At 42.1% G+C, this 19248-nt stretch carries 19 protein-coding genes; all 19 read right to left on the reverse strand.

Going from position 1 to position 19248, the window contains the following annotated elements:
* Nucleotide 1: 1 nt before the first annotated feature.
* The 19 genes from UE46_RS08520 to UE46_RS08610 all read right to left on the reverse strand — a co-directional run bounded on the left by UE46_RS08520 (nt 2) and on the right by UE46_RS08610 (nt 19083).
* On the reverse strand, nt 2–985 hold the full coding sequence (locus UE46_RS08520) for an alpha-ketoacid dehydrogenase subunit beta (RefSeq protein ID WP_036062353.1): 984 nt from the start codon (nt 983–985) through the stop codon (nt 2–4).
* A 49-nt stretch (nt 986–1034) separates the two neighbouring features.
* On the reverse strand, nt 1035–2027 hold the full coding sequence (locus tag UE46_RS08525; RefSeq protein WP_036062355.1) for a thiamine pyrophosphate-dependent dehydrogenase E1 component subunit alpha: 993 nt from the start codon (nt 2025–2027) through the stop codon (nt 1035–1037).
* A gap of 22 nt (nt 2028–2049) precedes the next feature.
* Entirely contained in the window at nt 2050–3474 is a 1425-nt protein-coding gene (gene lpdA / locus UE46_RS08530; RefSeq protein ID WP_036062356.1) for a dihydrolipoyl dehydrogenase, read from the reverse strand.
* A gap of 3 nt (nt 3475–3477) precedes the next feature.
* Nucleotides 3478–4551: a butyrate kinase gene (gene buk / locus UE46_RS08535; RefSeq protein WP_118907547.1), complete on the reverse strand. Its 1074-nt coding sequence runs from the start codon at nt 4549–4551 to the stop codon at nt 3478–3480.
* Between the two features lie 126 nt (nt 4552–4677).
* Entirely contained in the window at nt 4678–5550 is an 873-nt protein-coding gene (locus UE46_RS08540; RefSeq protein WP_036062358.1) for a phosphate acyltransferase, read from the reverse strand.
* 152 nt (nt 5551–5702) lie between these two features.
* A complete protein-coding gene (recN, locus tag UE46_RS08545; RefSeq protein ID WP_036062359.1) occupies nt 5703–7394 on the reverse strand; it encodes a DNA repair protein RecN in 1692 nt (563 codons plus the stop codon).
* Between the two features lie 17 nt (nt 7395–7411).
* A complete protein-coding gene (ahrC, locus tag UE46_RS08550; protein WP_036062360.1) occupies nt 7412–7861 on the reverse strand; it encodes a transcriptional regulator AhrC/ArgR in 450 nt (149 codons plus the stop codon).
* A gap of 195 nt (nt 7862–8056) precedes the next feature.
* Entirely contained in the window at nt 8057–8872 is an 816-nt protein-coding gene (locus UE46_RS08555) for a TlyA family RNA methyltransferase (RefSeq protein WP_118907548.1), read from the reverse strand.
* A gap of 2 nt (nt 8873–8874) precedes the next feature.
* Nucleotides 8875–10767 (reverse strand): 1-deoxy-D-xylulose-5-phosphate synthase, encoded by a 1893-nt coding sequence (gene dxs, locus UE46_RS08560; RefSeq protein WP_118907820.1) that lies wholly within the window; start codon nt 10765–10767, stop codon nt 8875–8877.
* 267 nt (nt 10768–11034) lie between these two features.
* Complete coding sequence (locus UE46_RS08565) at nt 11035–11916, reverse strand: polyprenyl synthetase family protein (protein WP_036062361.1); 882 nt, start codon at nt 11914–11916, stop codon at nt 11035–11037.
* Entirely contained in the window at nt 11913–12146 is a 234-nt protein-coding gene (gene xseB, locus UE46_RS08570) for an exodeoxyribonuclease VII small subunit (protein ID WP_036062363.1), read from the reverse strand. The genes UE46_RS08565 and xseB overlap by 4 nt, the downstream gene beginning before the upstream one ends.
* 2 nt (nt 12147–12148) lie before the next feature.
* Nucleotides 12149–13489, reverse strand: coding sequence for an exodeoxyribonuclease VII large subunit (gene xseA, locus UE46_RS08575; protein ID WP_036062365.1), 1341 nt, complete (start codon nt 13487–13489; stop codon nt 12149–12151).
* A 12-nt stretch (nt 13490–13501) separates the two neighbouring features.
* Nucleotides 13502–14368, reverse strand: a complete 867-nt coding sequence (folD, locus tag UE46_RS08580) for a bifunctional methylenetetrahydrofolate dehydrogenase/methenyltetrahydrofolate cyclohydrolase FolD (protein ID WP_036062366.1) — start codon at nt 14366–14368, stop codon at nt 13502–13504.
* A gap of 133 nt (nt 14369–14501) precedes the next feature.
* The gene (gene nusB / locus UE46_RS08585) at nt 14502–14888 is read right to left on the reverse strand and encodes a transcription antitermination factor NusB (RefSeq protein WP_036062367.1); all 387 of its coding nucleotides are present in this window, start codon (nt 14886–14888) and stop codon (nt 14502–14504) included.
* Nucleotides 14889–14941: 53 nt separating this feature from the next.
* On the reverse strand, nt 14942–15340 hold the full coding sequence (locus tag UE46_RS08590) for an Asp23/Gls24 family envelope stress response protein (protein ID WP_036062368.1): 399 nt from the start codon (nt 15338–15340) through the stop codon (nt 14942–14944).
* Between the two features lie 12 nt (nt 15341–15352).
* Entirely contained in the window at nt 15353–16708 is a 1356-nt protein-coding gene (accC, locus tag UE46_RS08595) for an acetyl-CoA carboxylase biotin carboxylase subunit (protein WP_036062369.1), read from the reverse strand.
* 13 nt (nt 16709–16721) lie between these two features.
* Nucleotides 16722–17180, reverse strand: coding sequence for an acetyl-CoA carboxylase biotin carboxyl carrier protein (gene accB / locus UE46_RS08600; RefSeq protein WP_036062370.1), 459 nt, complete (start codon nt 17178–17180; stop codon nt 16722–16724).
* A 206-nt stretch (nt 17181–17386) separates the two neighbouring features.
* Entirely contained in the window at nt 17387–17950 is a 564-nt protein-coding gene (efp, locus tag UE46_RS08605; RefSeq protein ID WP_036062371.1) for an elongation factor P, read from the reverse strand.
* Nucleotides 17951–18021: 71 nt separating this feature from the next.
* Nucleotides 18022–19083: a M24 family metallopeptidase gene (locus UE46_RS08610; RefSeq protein ID WP_036062372.1), complete on the reverse strand. Its 1062-nt coding sequence runs from the start codon at nt 19081–19083 to the stop codon at nt 18022–18024.
* Nucleotides 19084–19248: the final 165 nt, after the last annotated feature.

Here is a 19248-nt window from a genome sequence, read left to right on the forward strand (position 1 = left end):
TTTAAAATTCCGCTAAATCACGCATCGCTTTTTCAACTTTATCTGGATTGATCATAAAATATTTCTCCATAGTTGGTGCAAAAGGCATCGCTGGGGTATCTGGACCAGCTAAACGCTTGATTGGTGCATCCAGATCAAAGAGGCAATGTTCCGCGATGGTTGCGGCTACTTCGCCAATGATGCTACCTTCTTTATTATCTTCCGTTACGAGTAGCACTTTTCCGGTCTTTTTCGCAGCTTCGATAATGGCTTCTTTGTCTAACGGATAAATCGTGCGGAGATCCAGAATTTCAGCTTCAATGCCATCGCTCGCTAATTTTTCGGCGGCTTGTTGCGCAAAATGCACGGCTAAACCATATGTGATGACCGTTAAATCATCGCCTTCGCGGACAACATTTGCTTTACCAATCGGAACCGTATAATCTGTGTCTGGAACTTCGCCTTTAATAAGACGGTACGCGCGCTTGTGCTCCAAGAAAAGAACTGGATCATTATCGCGAATCGCAGCTTTCAAAAGTCCTTTAGCATCGTATGGGCTCGATGGCATCACAATTTTAAGTCCCGGTTGGCCTGAGAAAACTTTCTCGATCGATTGGGAATGATAAAGTGCACCATGAACACCCCCACCGTATGGCGCTCTAAATACAATCGGGCAATCCCAATCATTGTTTGAGCGGTAACGAATGCGCGATGCTTCGGAAATAATTTGGTTCACCGCAGGCATGATAAAATCAGCAAATTGCATTTCAGCAACAGGACGCATGCCATACATCGCAGCACCGATACCAACACCAGCAATAGCGGATTCAGCAAGTGGCGTATCGAGCACGCGGTCTTCGCCAAATTGGTCGTAGAGGCCAGCAGTTGCTTTAAATACGCCTCCTTTTTTCCCGACATCTTCTCCTAAAATAAATACATTTTCATCGCGTTCCATTTCTTCACGAAGCGCGGCCGTAATCGCATCAATATATGAAATGACAGGCATTATTATTCCTCCTAAATGGTTGGTTTTTCATGAACTGCCAACCTTAGTCTTAATTGGTCGGTTCTTCGTAGACGTGAAGTAGGGCTGATTCTGGTTCTGCATAACTTGCCGCTTCCGCGTAGTCTGTTGCATCGTTCACCAATGTCATCACTTCTTTTTCAAACGCTTCTTTTTTGGCGTCGTCTAGAATACCGAGCGCTTCTAATTCTTCCGTGTAAACAGCAAGTGGATCGCGTTCTTTCGCTTTGTTTACTTCTTCTAGTGTCCGATAGCTTCTATCATCATCGTCTGAGGAATGAGGCGTGAAGCGGTATGTCATTGTTTCAATCAAAGTTGGGCCTTCCCCACGACGGGCACGATCGGTCGCTTCTTTAAATGCTAAGTAAACTTCGGTCATGTTATTTCCATCGACGCGAACGCCTGGAATGCCGTAACCTAGGGCGCGATCGGAAAGTTTTGCAGCAGCATATTGCTTCTCAACTGGAACAGATATCGCATACTGGTTATTATGGATCACGAAGACAACAGGCAATTTATGCACACTCGCAAAATTGATACCTTCATGAAAATCGCCTTGATTGGAGGAACCTTCGCCTGTAGAAGTATAGGCAACGATTGGATCTTTTTTCATTTTCGCAGCGAGACCAATTCCTGCTGCATGCGGAAATTGTGTTGTTACCGGCGAGCTTTGCGTCACGATTCGGTTTGATTTTTGACCGAAATGAGCAGGCATTTGGCGACCGCCAGAGTTTGGATCTTCCGCTTTTGCGAATGCACTGAGCATGATGTCGCGCGCAGTCATACCGAATGAAAGGACAACGGCAAGATCGCGGTAATAAGGCAGACAGTAATCTTTCTCCAAATCAAAAGCAAATGCTGCACCGATTTGAGCAATTTCCTGTCCTTGTCCTGATATTGTAAACGGTATTTTCCCAGATCGATTGAGCAACCATAAGCGCTCATCAATGCGTCGTGTTAAGAGTAATTTCTTATACATTTCTAATAAGGTTTCATCTGATAAACCTGTTTCTTTTAATCCCATTGCCAAATTTCCTCCTTATTTGTTATCCATGAATAGCTAGTCCGTCAACAGCAAGCGCGGCTTCACCGAATGCTTCTGCGAGCGTTGGATGCGGGTGAATCGTGCTGCCAATTTCAAATGGTGTCGCGTCAAGCACGTGTGCGAGCGCGGCTTCTGAAATCATATCTGTCACGTGTGGTCCAATCATAAAGACACCTAGTAGATCATTTGTTTTCTTATCTGCAATCACTTTGATGAAACCGTCTGACTCCCCGTAAACAAGCGCCTTTCCAATTCCTCGGAAAAAGAACTTACCGGTTTTGACTTCATAGCCCTGTTCTTTCGCTTGTTCCTCGGTAATACCGACACTAGCAATCTCTGGTGATGTATACGTACAGCGTGGTACGTGATTATAATTAATGGCTGGTTGAGGATTGCCACTGATGTCTTCTGCGGCAATGATGCCTTCTTCCATCGCGACGTGCGCTAATTGCAAGCCACCGATACAATCGCCAACCGCATAAATATGACTCTCTTTTGTTCGGAAATTGGGCGCTACTTGAATCACGCCTTTGTCGACGATGATATCCGTATTTTCAAGTCCGATATTCTCAACATTTGCAGCACGCCCAACGGAAACGAGCATTTTTGAAGCTGTGAATGTTTGCTCGGTGCCTTTGACGATCGCTTTTATTTCAACGCCATCCGCAGTTTTTTGAAAAGTATCTGCTTGAACCTCAGCGCTGGTTACAATATTGATTTTTTTCTTTTTGTAGAGGCGGTGCAGTTCTTTTGAAATTTCTTTGTCTTCGGTTGGCAAAATGCGATCGCTATATTCAACCACTGTAACTTCGACGCCGAAATCATGTAACATAGATGCCCATTCCATTCCAATCACGCCACCGCCAACGATGATGATCGATTCTGGCAATGTGTCTAATTGTAGTGCACCGTCCGATGATAATACGAACTCTTCGTCAAACGCAAGACCTTTTAGAGCACGAGGCTTGGAACCAGTTGCGATAATAAGGTTTTTAGGAATCAGCATTTCATTTTCTCGTCCATCTGCAAACTCGACGGAAATAGTTCCCGCTGTTGGTGAGAAGATCGATGGGCCAAGAATCATGCCCTTGCCTTCATATAAATCAATTTTACCTTTTTTAAACAGTTGCACGATACCGCTCTCTAATTGATCCACGATGCCCTGTTTCCGTTCTTGTGCTTTTATAAAACTGAATGTCGGTTCTGGTGCTTCAACGCCGAATTCAGCTGCTTTTTTCACAGTTTGTAGCACTTCTGCTGAGCGGAGCAATGCTTTACTTGGAATACAACCACGATGCAAACACGTACCGCCAAGTCGATCTTTTTCAACAACCGCTACCGTTAAGCCTTTTTGAGAAGCACGTATTGCCGCGACATAACCGCCCGTTCCACCACCGAGTACTACTACATCATATTCTTTCGCCATTTCTTATACCTCTCCTTCGTAAACTTTCGCTTCTTCTATTCCTTGCAAAATTCGTTGGGCACCCTCGTTCAGCGCAGCCATTTCGTCCTCACCAGGCTCTGTTACAATTGGGGCCATCCACTGAATATATTGGCTAATTTCTTTTATAAAATTCTCACTCCGAGCTAAGCCACCTGTCAAAATAATCGCGTCGATTTCACCTTTTAATACGGCCGCATTGGCACCGATTTCTTTTGCCACTTGATAGGCCATAGCTTCGAACAACGCGAGCGCTTCTTTGTCACCGGCTTTTATTTGTCGCTCGATATCCCGTAAGTCGTTCGTTCCTTTATAGGAAACCAGACCGCCGCGACCAACGAGCTCTTTATGTAGTGCTTCTTCAGACGTATCTTTTTCAAAAGCCCACGCGAGAAAACTAGCCATCGGAAGTGAACCAGATCGTTCAGGGCTCATTGGGCCATCACCATCAAGCGCGTTATTGACATCGATAACTCGACCTTGTTGATGCGAGCCAACCGAGATACCGCCACCGAGATGTGCCACGATGAAATTCGACGTTTCGTAAGTTCTACCTAATTTCGCCGCCACATTCCTTGCCACTGCTTTGTGATTCAGCGCGTGAAAAATACTTTGCCGTTCAATATTCACGTTTCCAGAATATCTCGCCACAGACGCCAGCTCATCCACCACAACTGGGTCGACAATATATGCCGCAACACCGTGGTCCTTCGCAATTTTACGAGCAAGTAACCCACCGAGGTTCGATGCATGCTGTCCAGAAACACCAATTTCTAAATCTTGTTGCATCGCGTCATTCACTTCATATGTTCCACCAGCCATCGGTCTTAGCAAACCGCCACGACCAACAATCCCAGCCACATTTGTCAAGTCTGTTGATGCCAGCGCCTCTTTCACTAATTGATAACGAAAATCGAACTGATCCAAGATAGTTGCAAAAGTCGCCATCGTTTCTCTCGTATGTGAAATTTCTTCTTTTAGAATGACTGTATCGCCCTGAAATAAAGCAATTTTTGTTGATGTCGATCCTGGATTAATTGCCAACACTTGAAAAGTCACGCACATACCCCCATAGGAACCAAATTTGTCGAATATTCAACTCTCGTCTATTGTATCACGTGCCTATCACAAACTTAAAAAGCTTTGCACCCCAACACTTGAAATCGTTTTATTCAAAGTTTTGTATCATTTTCCGATCATTCCGACTGTTAGTATTAATGACGCAAGTTTGTTATCCACCGAATCGCTTCTAGAAGCAATAATGACTGGCACTTTTACACCAGCTATAATCCCGCCAACTCTAGCTCCTGCAAAGAAAACGAGTGATTTATATAGAATATTTCCCGCTTCAATAGAGGGTACAATCAAAATATCTGCATCCCCAGCTACTTCATTCGTAATATTCTTGTGAACGGCTGCTGCTTTAGAGATCGCGTTATCAAAAGCAAGCGGACCTTCTACCGCGGCGTCCTCAGGAAAGGCTTTGAAGTAAGCAGCTACTTGCGCGGCTTGAATAGAGGATTTCATTTTTGGATTTTCTTTTTCAACAGCGCTAAGAATGGCCACTTTCGGGCGCTTAATGCCTAATTTATGAGCAACTTCAATCGCATTATGTGTGATTTGAATCTGCTCCTCCTCTGTTGGCGCGATGTTCATGGCCACGTCGGATACGATAAGTGGTTTATCATAGGCAGGTAGTTCAAAAACGGAAACGTGTGATAATAACTCCTTATCTCGTAACTGAAACTCTTTTTTCAAAATTGTTTTTAAAATAAGTGCCGTTGGGAGATTCCCTTTCATCAAAATATCGGCTTTTTTTTCAGCTACAGCACGCGCAGCTTGTTCGACCGCTTGTTGATCTGAAATCGTGGCGATGACTTGCACATTTGGAGAAGTGATTGGAATGAGCTCCTCTCGCCCAAATAACATGAAATCAGCAATTCCCAATTCCAACGCTTGTTCCACAACTTCTAAAATAATCGGATCATCCGCACCAGCAATTGCTATTGTTACTTTTTCATTTGGAACTACTGGATCGAATACTGATTTTATCGTCATATAAAGCCTCCTAAATTTGATTTTTCGCAGAAAAAAACCTACACCTCAAATTTAGTAGTTGTTTTTATGACCAGGTAATAAAAAAGCTACCTCATCATTGTAAGCAAATTTCTTTTGAGATGCAAGTTATTTAATTAGTTTTCAAGTAACGCTTACTTCTGTGCTTTAATCTTGTTGGCTTGTGTCAGCATTTCACTAGCATGTTGTTTTGTCACATCCGTCACTTCAATGCCCGCAATCATCCGACTGATTTCTTCAATTTTTTGTTCCCCAGACAAGGCTACGACAGATGTCATCGTGCGATTCGCAGTTGTTGCTTTAGAAATGTAGAAATGGTGGTCTGCCATGGCAGCTACTTGAGGTAAATGCGAAATACAGAGTACCTGAGAACCAATCGCCACCGCATAAATTTTTTCAGCAATTGCTTGGGCTACCCGGCCACTGACACCCGTATCCACCTCATCAAAAATAATCGATGTAATGCCCTGATGTCGTGAAAAAATTGTTTTGAGCGCCAGCATCATCCGCGACAACTCACCGCCAGAAGCTACTTTGGACAACGGTTTCAGCGGTTCACCTGGATTTGTACTCATATAAAATGCGACTTTATCAACACCGTTTTCAGTAAATTCTTTTGCTTCTGTCGCGAAATTCACTTGGAAAATCGCTTTTTCCATATATAGCTGATTTAATTCGTTTTTAATTTGTTTTTCGAGTAATTTTGCTGATTTTTGGCGGATTGCTGTGATTTTTCCAGCAAGTTCAGAAAGCTGTTCTTTCGCAACTTCCAAATCTTTTTCCAAATGACCTAGATGCGTTTCCCGGTCGGATAATTCTAGGATTTCTTGATCTATTTCTTCGTTGTATTGGATAATGGCTTCAACTGTTTTACCATATTTGCGCTTCAACTGGCTCAGTTCATTCAGGCGCGTTTCAATCGTGTCCAGCTCGTCTGGTTGAAACTCTAGTTTATCTAGCTCTTGCCGAATTTGCATCGCACTATCTTCCAATAAATAAAAACTCGAAGCCACCGATTCACTCAGTGCTTTATATTCTGGCAAGATATCACTCGCAGACTCCACATGTCGCATCGCCTCAGAAATAAATTCGAGGCCACGCTCTTCGCCTTGAAGCGCCGTATAAGCACTTTGCAAACTTTCATTAATTTTCTCGAAATTGGAAAGCACATGTTTTTGCTCCACCAAAGTTTCTTCCTCGCCTAACCGCAGATTGGAACTCGTAATTTCGTCTTGCTGAAAACGAAGCATATCTAGGCGTTGCGCAAGTTCTTGTTCATTTTTTGTCCAATTACGCCATTTTGTTTTCATTTCCATATATTCGGCGTATTTCGCTTGGTACTTGGCTAGTGTGGATTCAATATCCTTCCACGCAAAGCGGTCAAGTAGCTGCAAATGGAACTCATCATTCATTAACTCTTGATGTTCGTGTTGGCTGTGAATGTCGATCAAACGGGAACCAATTTCGCGTAGCACAACGGTCGTCGCGAGTTTCCCATTGATACGGCAAGCATTTTTACCACTTTGGAACAGAATTCTCTCAAGGACTACCATACCGTCGCTTGCATCAATACCATTATTTTCAAGCGCCTCTAAACAACCTTTATTTTGCGGGTTGATTGTGAACAGCCCTTGGATTTCAAGCTTCTCTTCTCCATGTCTAATAAAATCAACAGAACCTCTGCCACCAACAAGAAGACCGAGCGCATCAATAATAATTGACTTTCCCGCGCCAGTCTCCCCTGTTAAAACAGTCATACCTTCTTGAAAAGATAGATTTAAAGATTCGATGATAGCAAAATTTCTAATCGTTAGTTCTTGTAGCAAATCTATTCACCTCAAATTTAGAGCATTTCAATAAAGCGCTCTGATAATACTTTCGCGTCGTCTTCACTACGACAAATGATCAAACACGTATCATCTCCGCACAATGATCCGACTTTTTCTTCCCAATTTAAATTATCAATTAGGGCTCCAATGGCATTAGCGTTTCCTGGCATCACTTTTAAAATAAGCATGAACTGTACCGTTTCAACGCTAATAAATGCATCTACAAGAGAGCGTTTCAGCTTTTGGTGCGGGTTGAAACGATTATCAGCAGGTAAACTGTATTTGTATGTTCCAGTTTGTGTTGGAACTTTCACTAGATGCAGTTCTTTAATATCGCGGGAAATCGTGGCTTGGGTGACTTTGACATCTCTTTTTAGTAATAACGCAACAAGATCTTCTTGCGTTTCGATTTCGTTTGACGTAACGAGCTCTCTAATAATAATATGACGATGACCTTTATTCATTATTTCTCACCTCACGAACTTTTTCTCTCTTATATCTTAGCCGAAAACGAGCGTAAAGTCACGGATTTAACTTAAGAAATGTTTACAAAGACGATTATGCATGTGAAAAATAGCAAATTAGGCTTAAAAATACATAGAACTAGCTGAAAACACAAAAAACCGAGTGCTCTGAAACAGATCACTCGGCATGCATAATTATTCTAATTTCGTATGGGCTTTTGCCACAATATCCGATAATTCTGTAGCAGATAAGTGATTTTCACCTTTATTATCCCATTTTAAGTGGGCGATAAATTCGATATTTCCCTCTCCACCCGTGATCGGAGAAAAATCAACGGCCATCACCGAATATCCTTCCGCAAGTGCAAAATTGGTGATTTTTTCGATGACTTGCAGATGAATTTTAGGATCACGAATAATCCCTTTTTTCCCGACCTGCTCTTTTCCCGCCTCAAATTGCGGTTTAATCAAGGTCATAACGTCTCCGCCACTAACCAATACTGTTTTTAAAACTGGCAGAATCAATTTCAGCGAGATAAAAGAAACGTCAATGGTCGCAAAGTCAGCCAAGCCTTGAGTAAAATCAGCAGGTGTCACATAACGAAAATTCGTGCGTTCCATTACGGTCACACGTGGGTCATTACGCAATTTCCACGCTAACTGGTTATAGCCCACATCAAGCGCGTACGAGTGTTTTGCACCATTTTGGAGCGCACAATCGGTAAATCCGCCCGTGGAGGAGCCAATATCAAGTAGTAACTTGTCTTTTACATCCAAATCAAATACTTGTAGTGCCTTTTCAAGCTTCAATCCGCCGCGACTCACATAAGGCATAACTTTCCCTTTCACTTGAAAGACAGCTTCTACTGGAAACTTCTCGCCTGGTTTATCGACACGCTCTTCCTTTAAATAAACTAAGCCCGCCATGACAGACCGCTTTGCCTTTTCTCGTGTTTCAAATAGTCCTTGTTCTACTAATAATACGTCTACGCGTTCTTTTTTTATAGCCATCTCTACGCCCTTATCTGTTTTTCTGGTAATATTTTTTGAATAGTACTTAAAATGCCAAGCGCCGAAATCCCGTGATCTGCGAGAATCATGTCAACCGAGCCGTGACTAATAAATTCATCAGGAAGACCTATTCGACGAACTACCGCTTGATCAAAGCCATGTTCTTCCGCAAATTCAAGAACCGCCGTACCAAAGCCACCTTTTAAAAGTGCTTCTTCGACCGTGATAATTGGAATATTACGCTCCATTAGATCTTGTAGCATTTTTTCGTCGAGCGGTTTGATAAAGCGTGCATTAATCACGCCAGCTTGAAGGCCTTGTTTCTTCAATTCGATCGCGGCTTCAACAGCCATCGGAATCGTCGTACCAAACGTTACAATAGCGACATCTACAGGCTCACTGAGCGTCTCCCACGAACCGATTGGAACAGCTTTCATCTCCGCATCGATTTTGATACCAAGCCCATTACCACGCGGATAACGAATCGCGATGGGGCCATCATTATATTCATACGCCGTTTTCACAAGATGACGCGCTTCATTTTCATCTTTTGGCATCATAATTGTCATATTCGGAATACCACGCAAAAAGCTAATATCAAAAATACCTTGATGCGTCTCTCCGTCAGCACCAACTAATCCAGCGCGATCAATACCAATCATTACATTCAGCTCTTGCCGGCAAATATCATGGACCACTTGATCATACGCACGTTGTAAAAAAGTCGAATAAATCGCCAAAAACGGTTTCATATCAAGCGCTGCAAGTCCTGCCGCCATTGTTGTTGCATGCTGTTCCGCGATCCCTACATCAAAAAAGCGATCAGGAAATGCCGTTGCAAATTTTTCTAGCTTCGAACCAACTGGCATGGCTGGTGTAATCGCAACAACACGTTCGTCATTCTGCGCCAGTTCCAGTATTGCCTCGCTAATAACCGCGCTCCAAGCAGGTGGTCCGCCAACAGGTTTGATAAAGTCGCCTGTCTCAATTTTGTAAGGACCAGTTCCATGCCAGTTACCAATGCGATCCGATTCAGCTGGTTGATAGCCCTTGCCTTTCGTCGTAACGATATGCATCAATACAGGGCCCTTCACCTTTTTCGCAAATTCCATATTCGTAATTAAATCATTGTAATCATGCCCATTCACAGGTCCGAGATACGTATAGCCCATCTCTTCGAAAAAAGTACCCTGAACAAGCAAATATTTAATGCTATCTTTAATTCGTTCCGCAGCGCCAGCAATCTTATCGCCAGCCGTTGGAATTTTCTTCATAGCAGCTTCAATATCTTTTTTGGCACGTTTAAATTTGCCTGATGTGCGCAACTTGCCTAAAACATTATGCATCGCGCCTACGTTTGGAGCAATCGACATATTGTTATCATTTAGGACAACAATCACATTTTTTTTCATATCGCCAATATGGTTCAGTGCTTCAAGCGCCATACCGCCCGTTAGCGCCCCATCACCAATGATCGGCAGAACGTGGTACTTTTCACCGCGAATATCCCTTGCAATCGCCATTCCTGCAGCTGCTGACAACGAAGTAGAACTATGTCCGGTCTCCCAAACATCATGCTCTGATTCTTTACGCTTCGGAAAACCATCTAAACCATCATGCTGACGCAATGTATCAAATCTATTTGCTCTACCAGTTAAAATCTTGTGTACGTAGGATTGGTGCCCGACATCCCATAAAAACTTATCTTCAGGGCTATTAAAACAATGGTGAAGTGCTACCGTTAGCTCAACAACACCTAGGTTCGGTCCAATATGCCCGCCCGTTTTGGAAGTCGATTGAATTAGGAACTCGCGAATATCCGCACTGAGCGCTTCCATTTGCGCTACGTCCAAGTCTTTCACGAACGCAGGATCCGTAATTTTCAATAAATCCAAACAAAACAACTCACTTTCTAGGATTTCTCCATCAATATCGATTGGCACCGCAGAACTCTAATCTGCGCCACCTTAAATGTTTCCATTGGTCTCATTATAAACCAGTTGCCCCGATTTTACTATTAAATTGTTGGTAGTTTGGGAGCAAAAGTAAACAGGATAACAAAAAAGGACGAAAAAAAGAGCATCTTATAAAATGATGCACCTTCATTTCACTCCATAGATTCTCTCCAATATTCACAGGAAAATCGAGGCTGTACTAATGTACTAAAAATCACGAACGGCGATTAAATCGGTTAATCCTAATAAAAACGTAGCATCTATGTCGAGCGTTCCTAAAGCTTGTTTCGCCAAGTCTGTATGCTCCGCTAGGGCCTGTTTTGCACCTTCTAACGACAGTAACGCTGGATACGTACTTTTTTGTAATTCAGAATCCGCACCTGTTTTTTTACCCATTTTCTGTGCATCTCCAATGACATCTAAAATATCATCACAAATTTGAAAGGCGATCCCAATATGATGCGCAAATTTCTCTAGTACCTTTTTGTCATCTTCCGAAGCACCTGCTATAATCGCACCGCTAAGAACAGAAGCGCTGAGTAATGCACCCGTTTTCCGACGATGAATCGACTCCAATTCCGAAAGCGATAACGTTCTATTTTCACCAAGAATATCCGCTTGTTGGCCGCCAACCATTCCGTTAGCTCCTGCATTCTTCGCAAAGAGTTGAATCAAATCCACTTTAATCGTAGCGGTTAAAGTCACATCACTCACAATCATCTCAAAGGCTTTTGTAAGCAGTGCGTCACCCGCCAAAATAGCCGTAGCCTCACCGTATACTTTATGATTTGTCAATTTGCCACGTCGATAATCATCATTGTCCATCGCGGGTAAATCATCGTGAATCAGACTATATGTATGGATCATTTCCATCGCAGCCGCTGTTTGATATCCCAATTCTGGCTCACGTCCGTAAGCAATGATCGTCGCTAAAACGAGTAACGGCCGAATCCGTTTACCACCCGCCTCAAGCGAATAAATCATGGATTGCTCCAACTTTTGATCAGAGTTGGTTGCAACAATGGCGTTTTTCATGCAGTTTTCCGTTTCTTGTTTATAGTGTTGCATAAACTGCTCAAAAGTCATCATTTCTTACCTTCTTCTGCCTGAAATGGCTCTTCTTCATCTGATTCCGTCACAACTTTCGCTAATTTATCTTCCGCTGCCGCTAATTTTTCTTGGCATAGTTTCGTAAGTTCAATTCCACGCTGATACATTTCGAGTGAATCTTCAAGCGAAACATTACCTTCTTCAAGCATTTGGACGATGCCTTCTAACTCTTTCATTGCTTCTTCATAGCTTATTTTTTTTGTTGCCATAGTCATTTGTCCTCCTTTTTGGTGATTTTCGCATGAATTTTCCCAGTTGCCATCGTGATTTGAATTGGATCACCAACAGATATATCCTTGCTCGATGTCAAAATTTCATCTTCTTTATAAACAACACTATAACCGCGTTTCAGTAGGGCTAATGGGCTTAAATGCTCCAACGCTTCTACTTTTTGCAGAAAATCTCGCCTTTTCATTGTAACCAGGCGACTCATTTGCTGTTTCAAATCCTTGTTCAGTGTTGCCAAATGTTGCTGTTGTTGGTCAATTTCCCGATCAAGCCCCGTATGTGTTAATCTAAATGAGAGTCGCTCAAAAGCATATTTTTTCATCATTAAATGCTGTTTCAAGCCTCGCTCTAATCGTTCTACATAATAATCCGTTCGTTCCTGATATTGCTCAATTTGACGTTTAGGCCCATGCATGATCAGACGCTCTCGCTTGCGATCTACATTTTGTTTGGAAACATCGACTCGTTGTCGCATTGCTTGGATCAAACGGAATCGCCTCTCCGCTATGCGTTCCAATAAGTCACGGTAATCTGGAACTGCTAATTCTGCTGCTGCAGTTGGCGTTGCCGCACGAACATCTGCCACATAATCGGTCAATGTTGTGTCCGTTTCATGACCTACCGCCGAAATAACGGGAATATCCGAATCAGCGACAGCTCGGACGACGATCTCCTCATTAAATGCCCACAGATCCTCAATAGAACCACCACCACGTCCAATAATCAACACATCAATATCATTGCGAAAATTAGCACGTTCAATATTGCGAACAATATTGGGAGCCGCTGTGTCCCCCTGTACTATCGTAGGGAATAGCAGAATTTCCGTCGAAGGCATCCGACGTTTCATCGTTGTAATCATATCTCGAATCGCTGCACCCGTTTTCGACGTGATAATCCCGACTTTCGCAGGAAAAGAAGGAAGCGCTCGTTTGCGATTTTGCGCAAAAAGCCCCTCCTTATCCAACTGTTTCTTCAATTGTTCCAGCTTGATGTACAGACTGCCGATGCCATCGGGCTCCATCCACTCCGCATAGAGCTGATAACGTCCGCCTTTACTAAATACGCTAACGCGACCAGTAAGTAGAATCTGCATGCCATCTTCTGGCTTAAATCCCAGTTTTGCAGCCGACTTTTGGAACATAACACAACGCAGCTCAGCGCCTTCGTCTTTCAGCGTAAAATACATATGACCGCTGACAGGCTGTTTAAAATTTGAAACTTCACCTTTGACATAAATGTTCTTCAAATAGGGATCCACTTCAAATTTTTTCTCAATATATTTAGTTAGCGCCTCAACACTGAGGTATTTATCCTGTTCCATCGTTACACAACCTTACTTCGTTTGTAATTGCGTATCCCAAATGCGTTTTGCTGCTTTTAACGTGTTAGCAAGGAGCATTGTGATAGTCATCGGGCCAACGCCACCTGGTACTGGTGTAATAAAACCAGCCGTATCTTTGACATCATCAAAGTCCACGTCACCACATAATTTATTATTCTCATCGCGATCCATACCAACATCTATGACTACAGCGCCTGGTTTGATCGCCTCTTTTTTGATAAATTTAGCAAGACCTGTCGCCACAACTAAAATATCCGCTGTTCTGGCAACTGCTGGTAAATCTTTTGTGCGGCTATGTGCAATGGTTACCGTCGCATTTTCTTGCAACAGTAATTGCGCCACAGGTTTCCCAACGATATTACTACGTCCAATTACAACGGCCTGCTTGCCTTCGATTGTTACACCTGTCGATTTAATTAATTCAATGATTCCTGCTGGTGTACAAGGAACAAACGCTTCTTTGCCCACATACAAATTCCCAACATTGATCGGGTGGAATCCATCGACATCTTTTTCAGGAATAATCGTATCAATCACTTTATCCTCCGAAATGTGTTTTGGTAGTGGCAATTGCACTAAAATACCATGAATCGTCACATCTGTATTCAACGCTTCTACCGTTTCCAATAACTTCGCTTCTGAAACGTCTTCTGGTAACTCGATTAAAACAGACTTCATACCTGCTTCTTCTGTGCGCTTCTGCTTATTTCTTACATATGTACGGCTGGCCTGATTATCGCCAACAAGTACAACCGCTAATCCTGGTTGCAAATTTTGTTTTGCGAGTTCAGCTACCTCACTTGTTACGTTTTCTTGAATCTTTTTCGCCAGTTGTTTCCCATCAATAATTTGTCCCATCAAAAAAGCCCCCTTAGTTTATATATGAAACCTGTGTATTCCGAGGCCCAAAAGCCCCGAAACAGGTAACATTACTTAGTCGTGGAAAGTTTTGTAAATTAAAAATGACACCGCGTAAAAAATTATATCTCGTTTATTCGTCGTCTTTCGCTATATTCGCTAAAACACCGTTAATAAACTTACTTGATTTCTCATCGCTGAAAATTTTAGCAATCTCCAGTGATTCATTTAAGCTAACTCGATCTGGAATATCTTCGCAATATACCATTTCAAATACACTTACTCGCAAAATAGCAAGGTCGACCTTATTTAGTCTGTCCATACTCCAATTATCCAAGTTTCCGGCGATTAACTCGTCGATCGCGGCTTTATTGGCAACAACACCCTCAACCAACTTATCGACATACGCATCGCTCTCGTCTTCCATCACGTTGGCTATTGCTTGATCCAAATGCATCTCATTGAGTTCCATTTGAAACAATATTTGAAGAGCCTTTTCCCGCGCTTCTCGTCTTTTCATTAAAAGCTCTACTCCTTATTTCTGACTGATTCTACTTGCAAAAATCGGTCAACTTAAATTTCTAATTCATCAAATGATACGGTTTCTTGACGATCGAATTGCACACCAACAATATGGATGTTTACTTCGATAACTTCAAGGCCTGTCATGTTTAAGATTGTTTCACGAATGCTATCTTGAATGTTTTGCGCTAGCAGTGGAATCGTCGCACCGAACTGAATGTAACAATACACGTCGATCACAATACCGTCTTCCGTTAGATCAATTTTAACGCCTTTACTATGGTTGGTTGCGCCACCAAGACGTTCACGCATTTCATTTGTAAAAGATCCTTGCATACCAGCTACGTTTTCCACTTCTGTCGCTGCAAGTCCAGCAATAACACCAATTACTTCTGGCGCTATCTCAATTTTACCGAGTGTTTCCTCTTCTTTGTTTTTCGTCAGTGTCATGATTATCTCTCCTTACGATAGATTCATTACATCATATTTTTCTAGGAATTTCGTGTTAAAGTCACCAGAAATGAAAACTTCATGATCAAGTACACGTAAATGGAACGGTATCGTTGTTGGAATACCTTCAATCGCAAATTCGCTTAGGGCGCGCTTCATTTTCGCAATGGCTTCATCACGAGTCTCACCATAGCAGATAACCTTAGCAACCATTGAATCGTAATATGGCGGGATTTTATAATTTGGATAGGCCGCAGAATCCACACGTACCCCATTGCCACCTGGTGGTAGGTAAAACTTGATTTCTCCTGGTGCAGGCATAAAGTTCTTCTCTGGGTTTTCGGCGTTAATACGACATTCAATCGCCCATCCAGTTAGTTTTACATCTTCTTGTCTAATGGCCAAACGCTCACCTGATGCTACAAGAATTTGCTGTTTCACTATATCAACACCTGTAATCCACTCTGTCACGGGATGTTCCACTTGTACACGGGTGTTCATTTCCATGAAATAGAATGTTTTGTCTTTTGGTTCATAAATAAATTCGATCGTTCCTGCGCCTGAATACTTCACTGCTTTCGCTGCTTTCACGGCCGCTTTCCCCATCTTTTGACGCATTTTTTCATCTAGAGCTGGCGATGGTGCTTCTTCCACGAGTTTTTGGAGACGACGTTGAATCGTGCAGTCACGCTCTCCTAAATGAATAGCATTACCATAATTATCGGCCATAATTTGAATTTCAACATGGCGGAAGTCTTGAATGAATTTCTCAATATAAACGCCTGGATCGCCGAATGCTGTTTCTGCTTCTTGTTGTGTAATTTGTAAACCAGAAACTAGTTTTTCTTCATCTTCTGCGACACGAATACCTTTACCGCCACCACCAGCTGTTGCTTTAATGATGACAGGATAACCAATTTTCTTAGCAAGTTTTTTGGCTTCTTCCACGTCTTTAATAATACCCGTAGAACCTGGAACAACTGGAACGCCTGCTTTTTTCATCGTTTCACGTGCTACGTCTTTTGTTCCCATTTGCGAAATAGCATCTGCACTTGGACCGATGAAAATAATATTACAGTCTTGGCAGAGCTCGGCAAAATCAGCATTTTCAGCTAAGAAACCGTAACCTGGATGGATCGCATCACAATTTGTCAATACGGCCACGCTAATAATGTTCGACATGTTTAAATAACTTTCTTTCGACGACGCTGGTCCAACGCAGTAAGCTTCATCTGCTAGTTGGATGTGCAAACTTTCTTTGTCTGCTTCAGAATATATGGCAACCGTTTCAATGTTCATTTCTTTTGCTGCACGAATAATACGAACAGCAATTTCTCCGCGGTTAGCTATCAGTATTTTTTTTATCATGATACATTACCCCTTATTTCTTTCTAACTTTGAATAATGGTTGACCGAATTCCACAAGTTCCCCGTTAGAAACAAGTACTTCGACGATCTCACCGTTCACATCTGCTTCTACCTCGTTTAGTAATTTCATTGCTTCGATAATACAAACAACGGATTTTACTGTCACGACAGAACCTGGCTCTACAAATGCTGGACTTTCTGGATTTGGGGAACCATAGAAAGTTCCAACCATTGGTGACGTCACCACATGAAAATCTTCTGTTGGTGCAGCTGCTGGAGTTGGCGTTTCTTCTGTTTCAACTTTTGGCGCTGGAAGAACCGCTTGTACTACTGGCGCTGATACTGTTGGTGATACGAGCTCTCCACCTTTTCTCATCTTGATTTTTCCTTGTTCTGTTTCATATTCGAATTCCGTCAATGAAGACTCATCTACTAGTTTCACAAGTTGCTTAATCTCGTTAATTGATAACATTATTTATAACACTCCTCAATATTCATCTATACATTTATATATAAGTTCAAATGCATTCGTCACGCATCCTAATTATTGTACCATACTTTTTATAGAAACTCGTAGCTTTAGACTGTTTTTTTGCAAAAAAAATAGCCTTGCCCATTTCTGATGAAAACGAACCGCAAAAGTAGGCTCCATACAGGAATAGACAGACTATTTTTATTTTACTGCGCGCGTGATACGTATGATCCGCCGTCTGTTGTATTGACAACAAGCGTGTCATCTACATTGACGAAGAATGGAACGTTAACAACTAGGCCAGTTTCAAGTGTTGCCGGCTTTGAACCACCGGAAGATGTATCGCCTTTGATTCCAGGATCTGTTGCCACAACTTTAAGTTCTACCGTGTTTGGTAAATCAACGCCAAGTGTTTCTCCTTGGTACATCACGATTTGAACTTCCATGTTTTCACGTAAAAATTTCAATTCATATTCGATTTGTTTTTCAGGAAGCTCGATTTGATCATATGTTTCTGTATTCATGAACACATGTTGATCGCCACTTGCATACAAATACTGCATTTTATTGTTGTCGATTTGGGCTTTGGCTACTTTTTCGCCGCCACGGAATGTTTTTTCTTGAATAGCGCCAGTACGTAAGTTACGTAATTTTGAACGAACGAACGCAGCACCTTTTCCTGGTTTTACGTGTTGGAAATCCAGCACGCGCCAAATACCGTTATCGACTTCGATTGTTAGACCTGTTTTAAAATCATTTACAGAAATCATCTTGTATCCTCCTACTTTTAAGTTGGTTTCATCCTTATTTATTTAACCACAAAACGCTCCATTATACAATTTTATAAAATAATTAACTCTTTTGGTGAGTGTGTTAAAACTTCATTTCCTGTTTCGGTGATCAAAATATCATCTTCAATCCGCACGCCACCAATGCCTGGCAAGTAAATACCTGGTTCATCTGTCACAACATTTCCTGGGACTAGAATATTAGGGCTCTTCATGGATAAATTTGGCCCTTCATGAATTTCCAAGCCAATGCCATGACCTAACGAATGACCAAATGCTTCGCCGTATCCTTTTGAAGCAATGTGATCACGAGCAATTGCGTCTGCTTCAATGCCTGACATGCCTGGTTTTAGCGCATCAATGACTTTCAATTGCGCTTCCAGTGTCACCGCGTAAATTTCTTTTAATTTAGCGCTTGGCTCACCGATCGCGATTGTCCTCGTCATATCGGAGCAGTAGCCTTCATAGTAACAACCGTAATCCATTGTTACAAAGTCACCCACTTCAATAATTTTATCGGATGCAACGCCATGTGGTAAAGCGGAGCGCAGGCCGGACGCTACAATCGTGTCAAAAGATGAACCAGATGCTCCGTTTCGACGCATGAAGAATTCGAGCTCATTGGACACTTCAAGTTCTGTTAAACCAGGTTTGATGAATGTTAAAATATGCTTGAATGCAGCATCCGCGATCTCACAAGCCGTTTTAATTGCAGCAAGTTCAGACGCTGTTTTCACTTTACGCATATCTTCGAACAAATCGCTAATTGGCTCTAATTTTGCTGAGAAGTAGCTTTGCATTAATTTATGCTCTGCGACTGTCACATATGCTTCTTCAAAATAAAGCGTTTTAATACCTTGTTCCGCGATAACCGCTTCCACTGTTTCAAAAATCGGGCCCTTATTTTGGCGAACTTCATATCCTACTGCTTGCTTTGCCGCTTGTTCTGTATATCGGAAATCCGTGATGAAAAATGCTTTTTTCAGTGTAATTAAAGCGATTCCTGTTGTCCCAGTAAAATCCGCCACGTAGCGACGGTTATAATCACTTGTTACAAGCACAGCCTCGATTTTGTGATCTGCTAGTGCCGCTTGAATTTTTGCTAATTTTGTCATTCCAATTCCTCCTACTTGTTTTCATTATGTAACGTCTTATTTCGCTCGAATAAAGCTATTCTATCATAAAACCGCGAAAATAACTTTTTTTATGCGTTATAACTATACGAATGCCTCGAATTAGCGTAGAATAACAAAGGTATACTATATAAGGCTGGTGAACGA

The sequence above is a fragment of the Listeria weihenstephanensis genome, assembly GCF_003534205.1.
Taxonomy (GTDB): domain Bacteria; phylum Bacillota; class Bacilli; order Lactobacillales; family Listeriaceae; genus Listeria_A; species Listeria_A weihenstephanensis.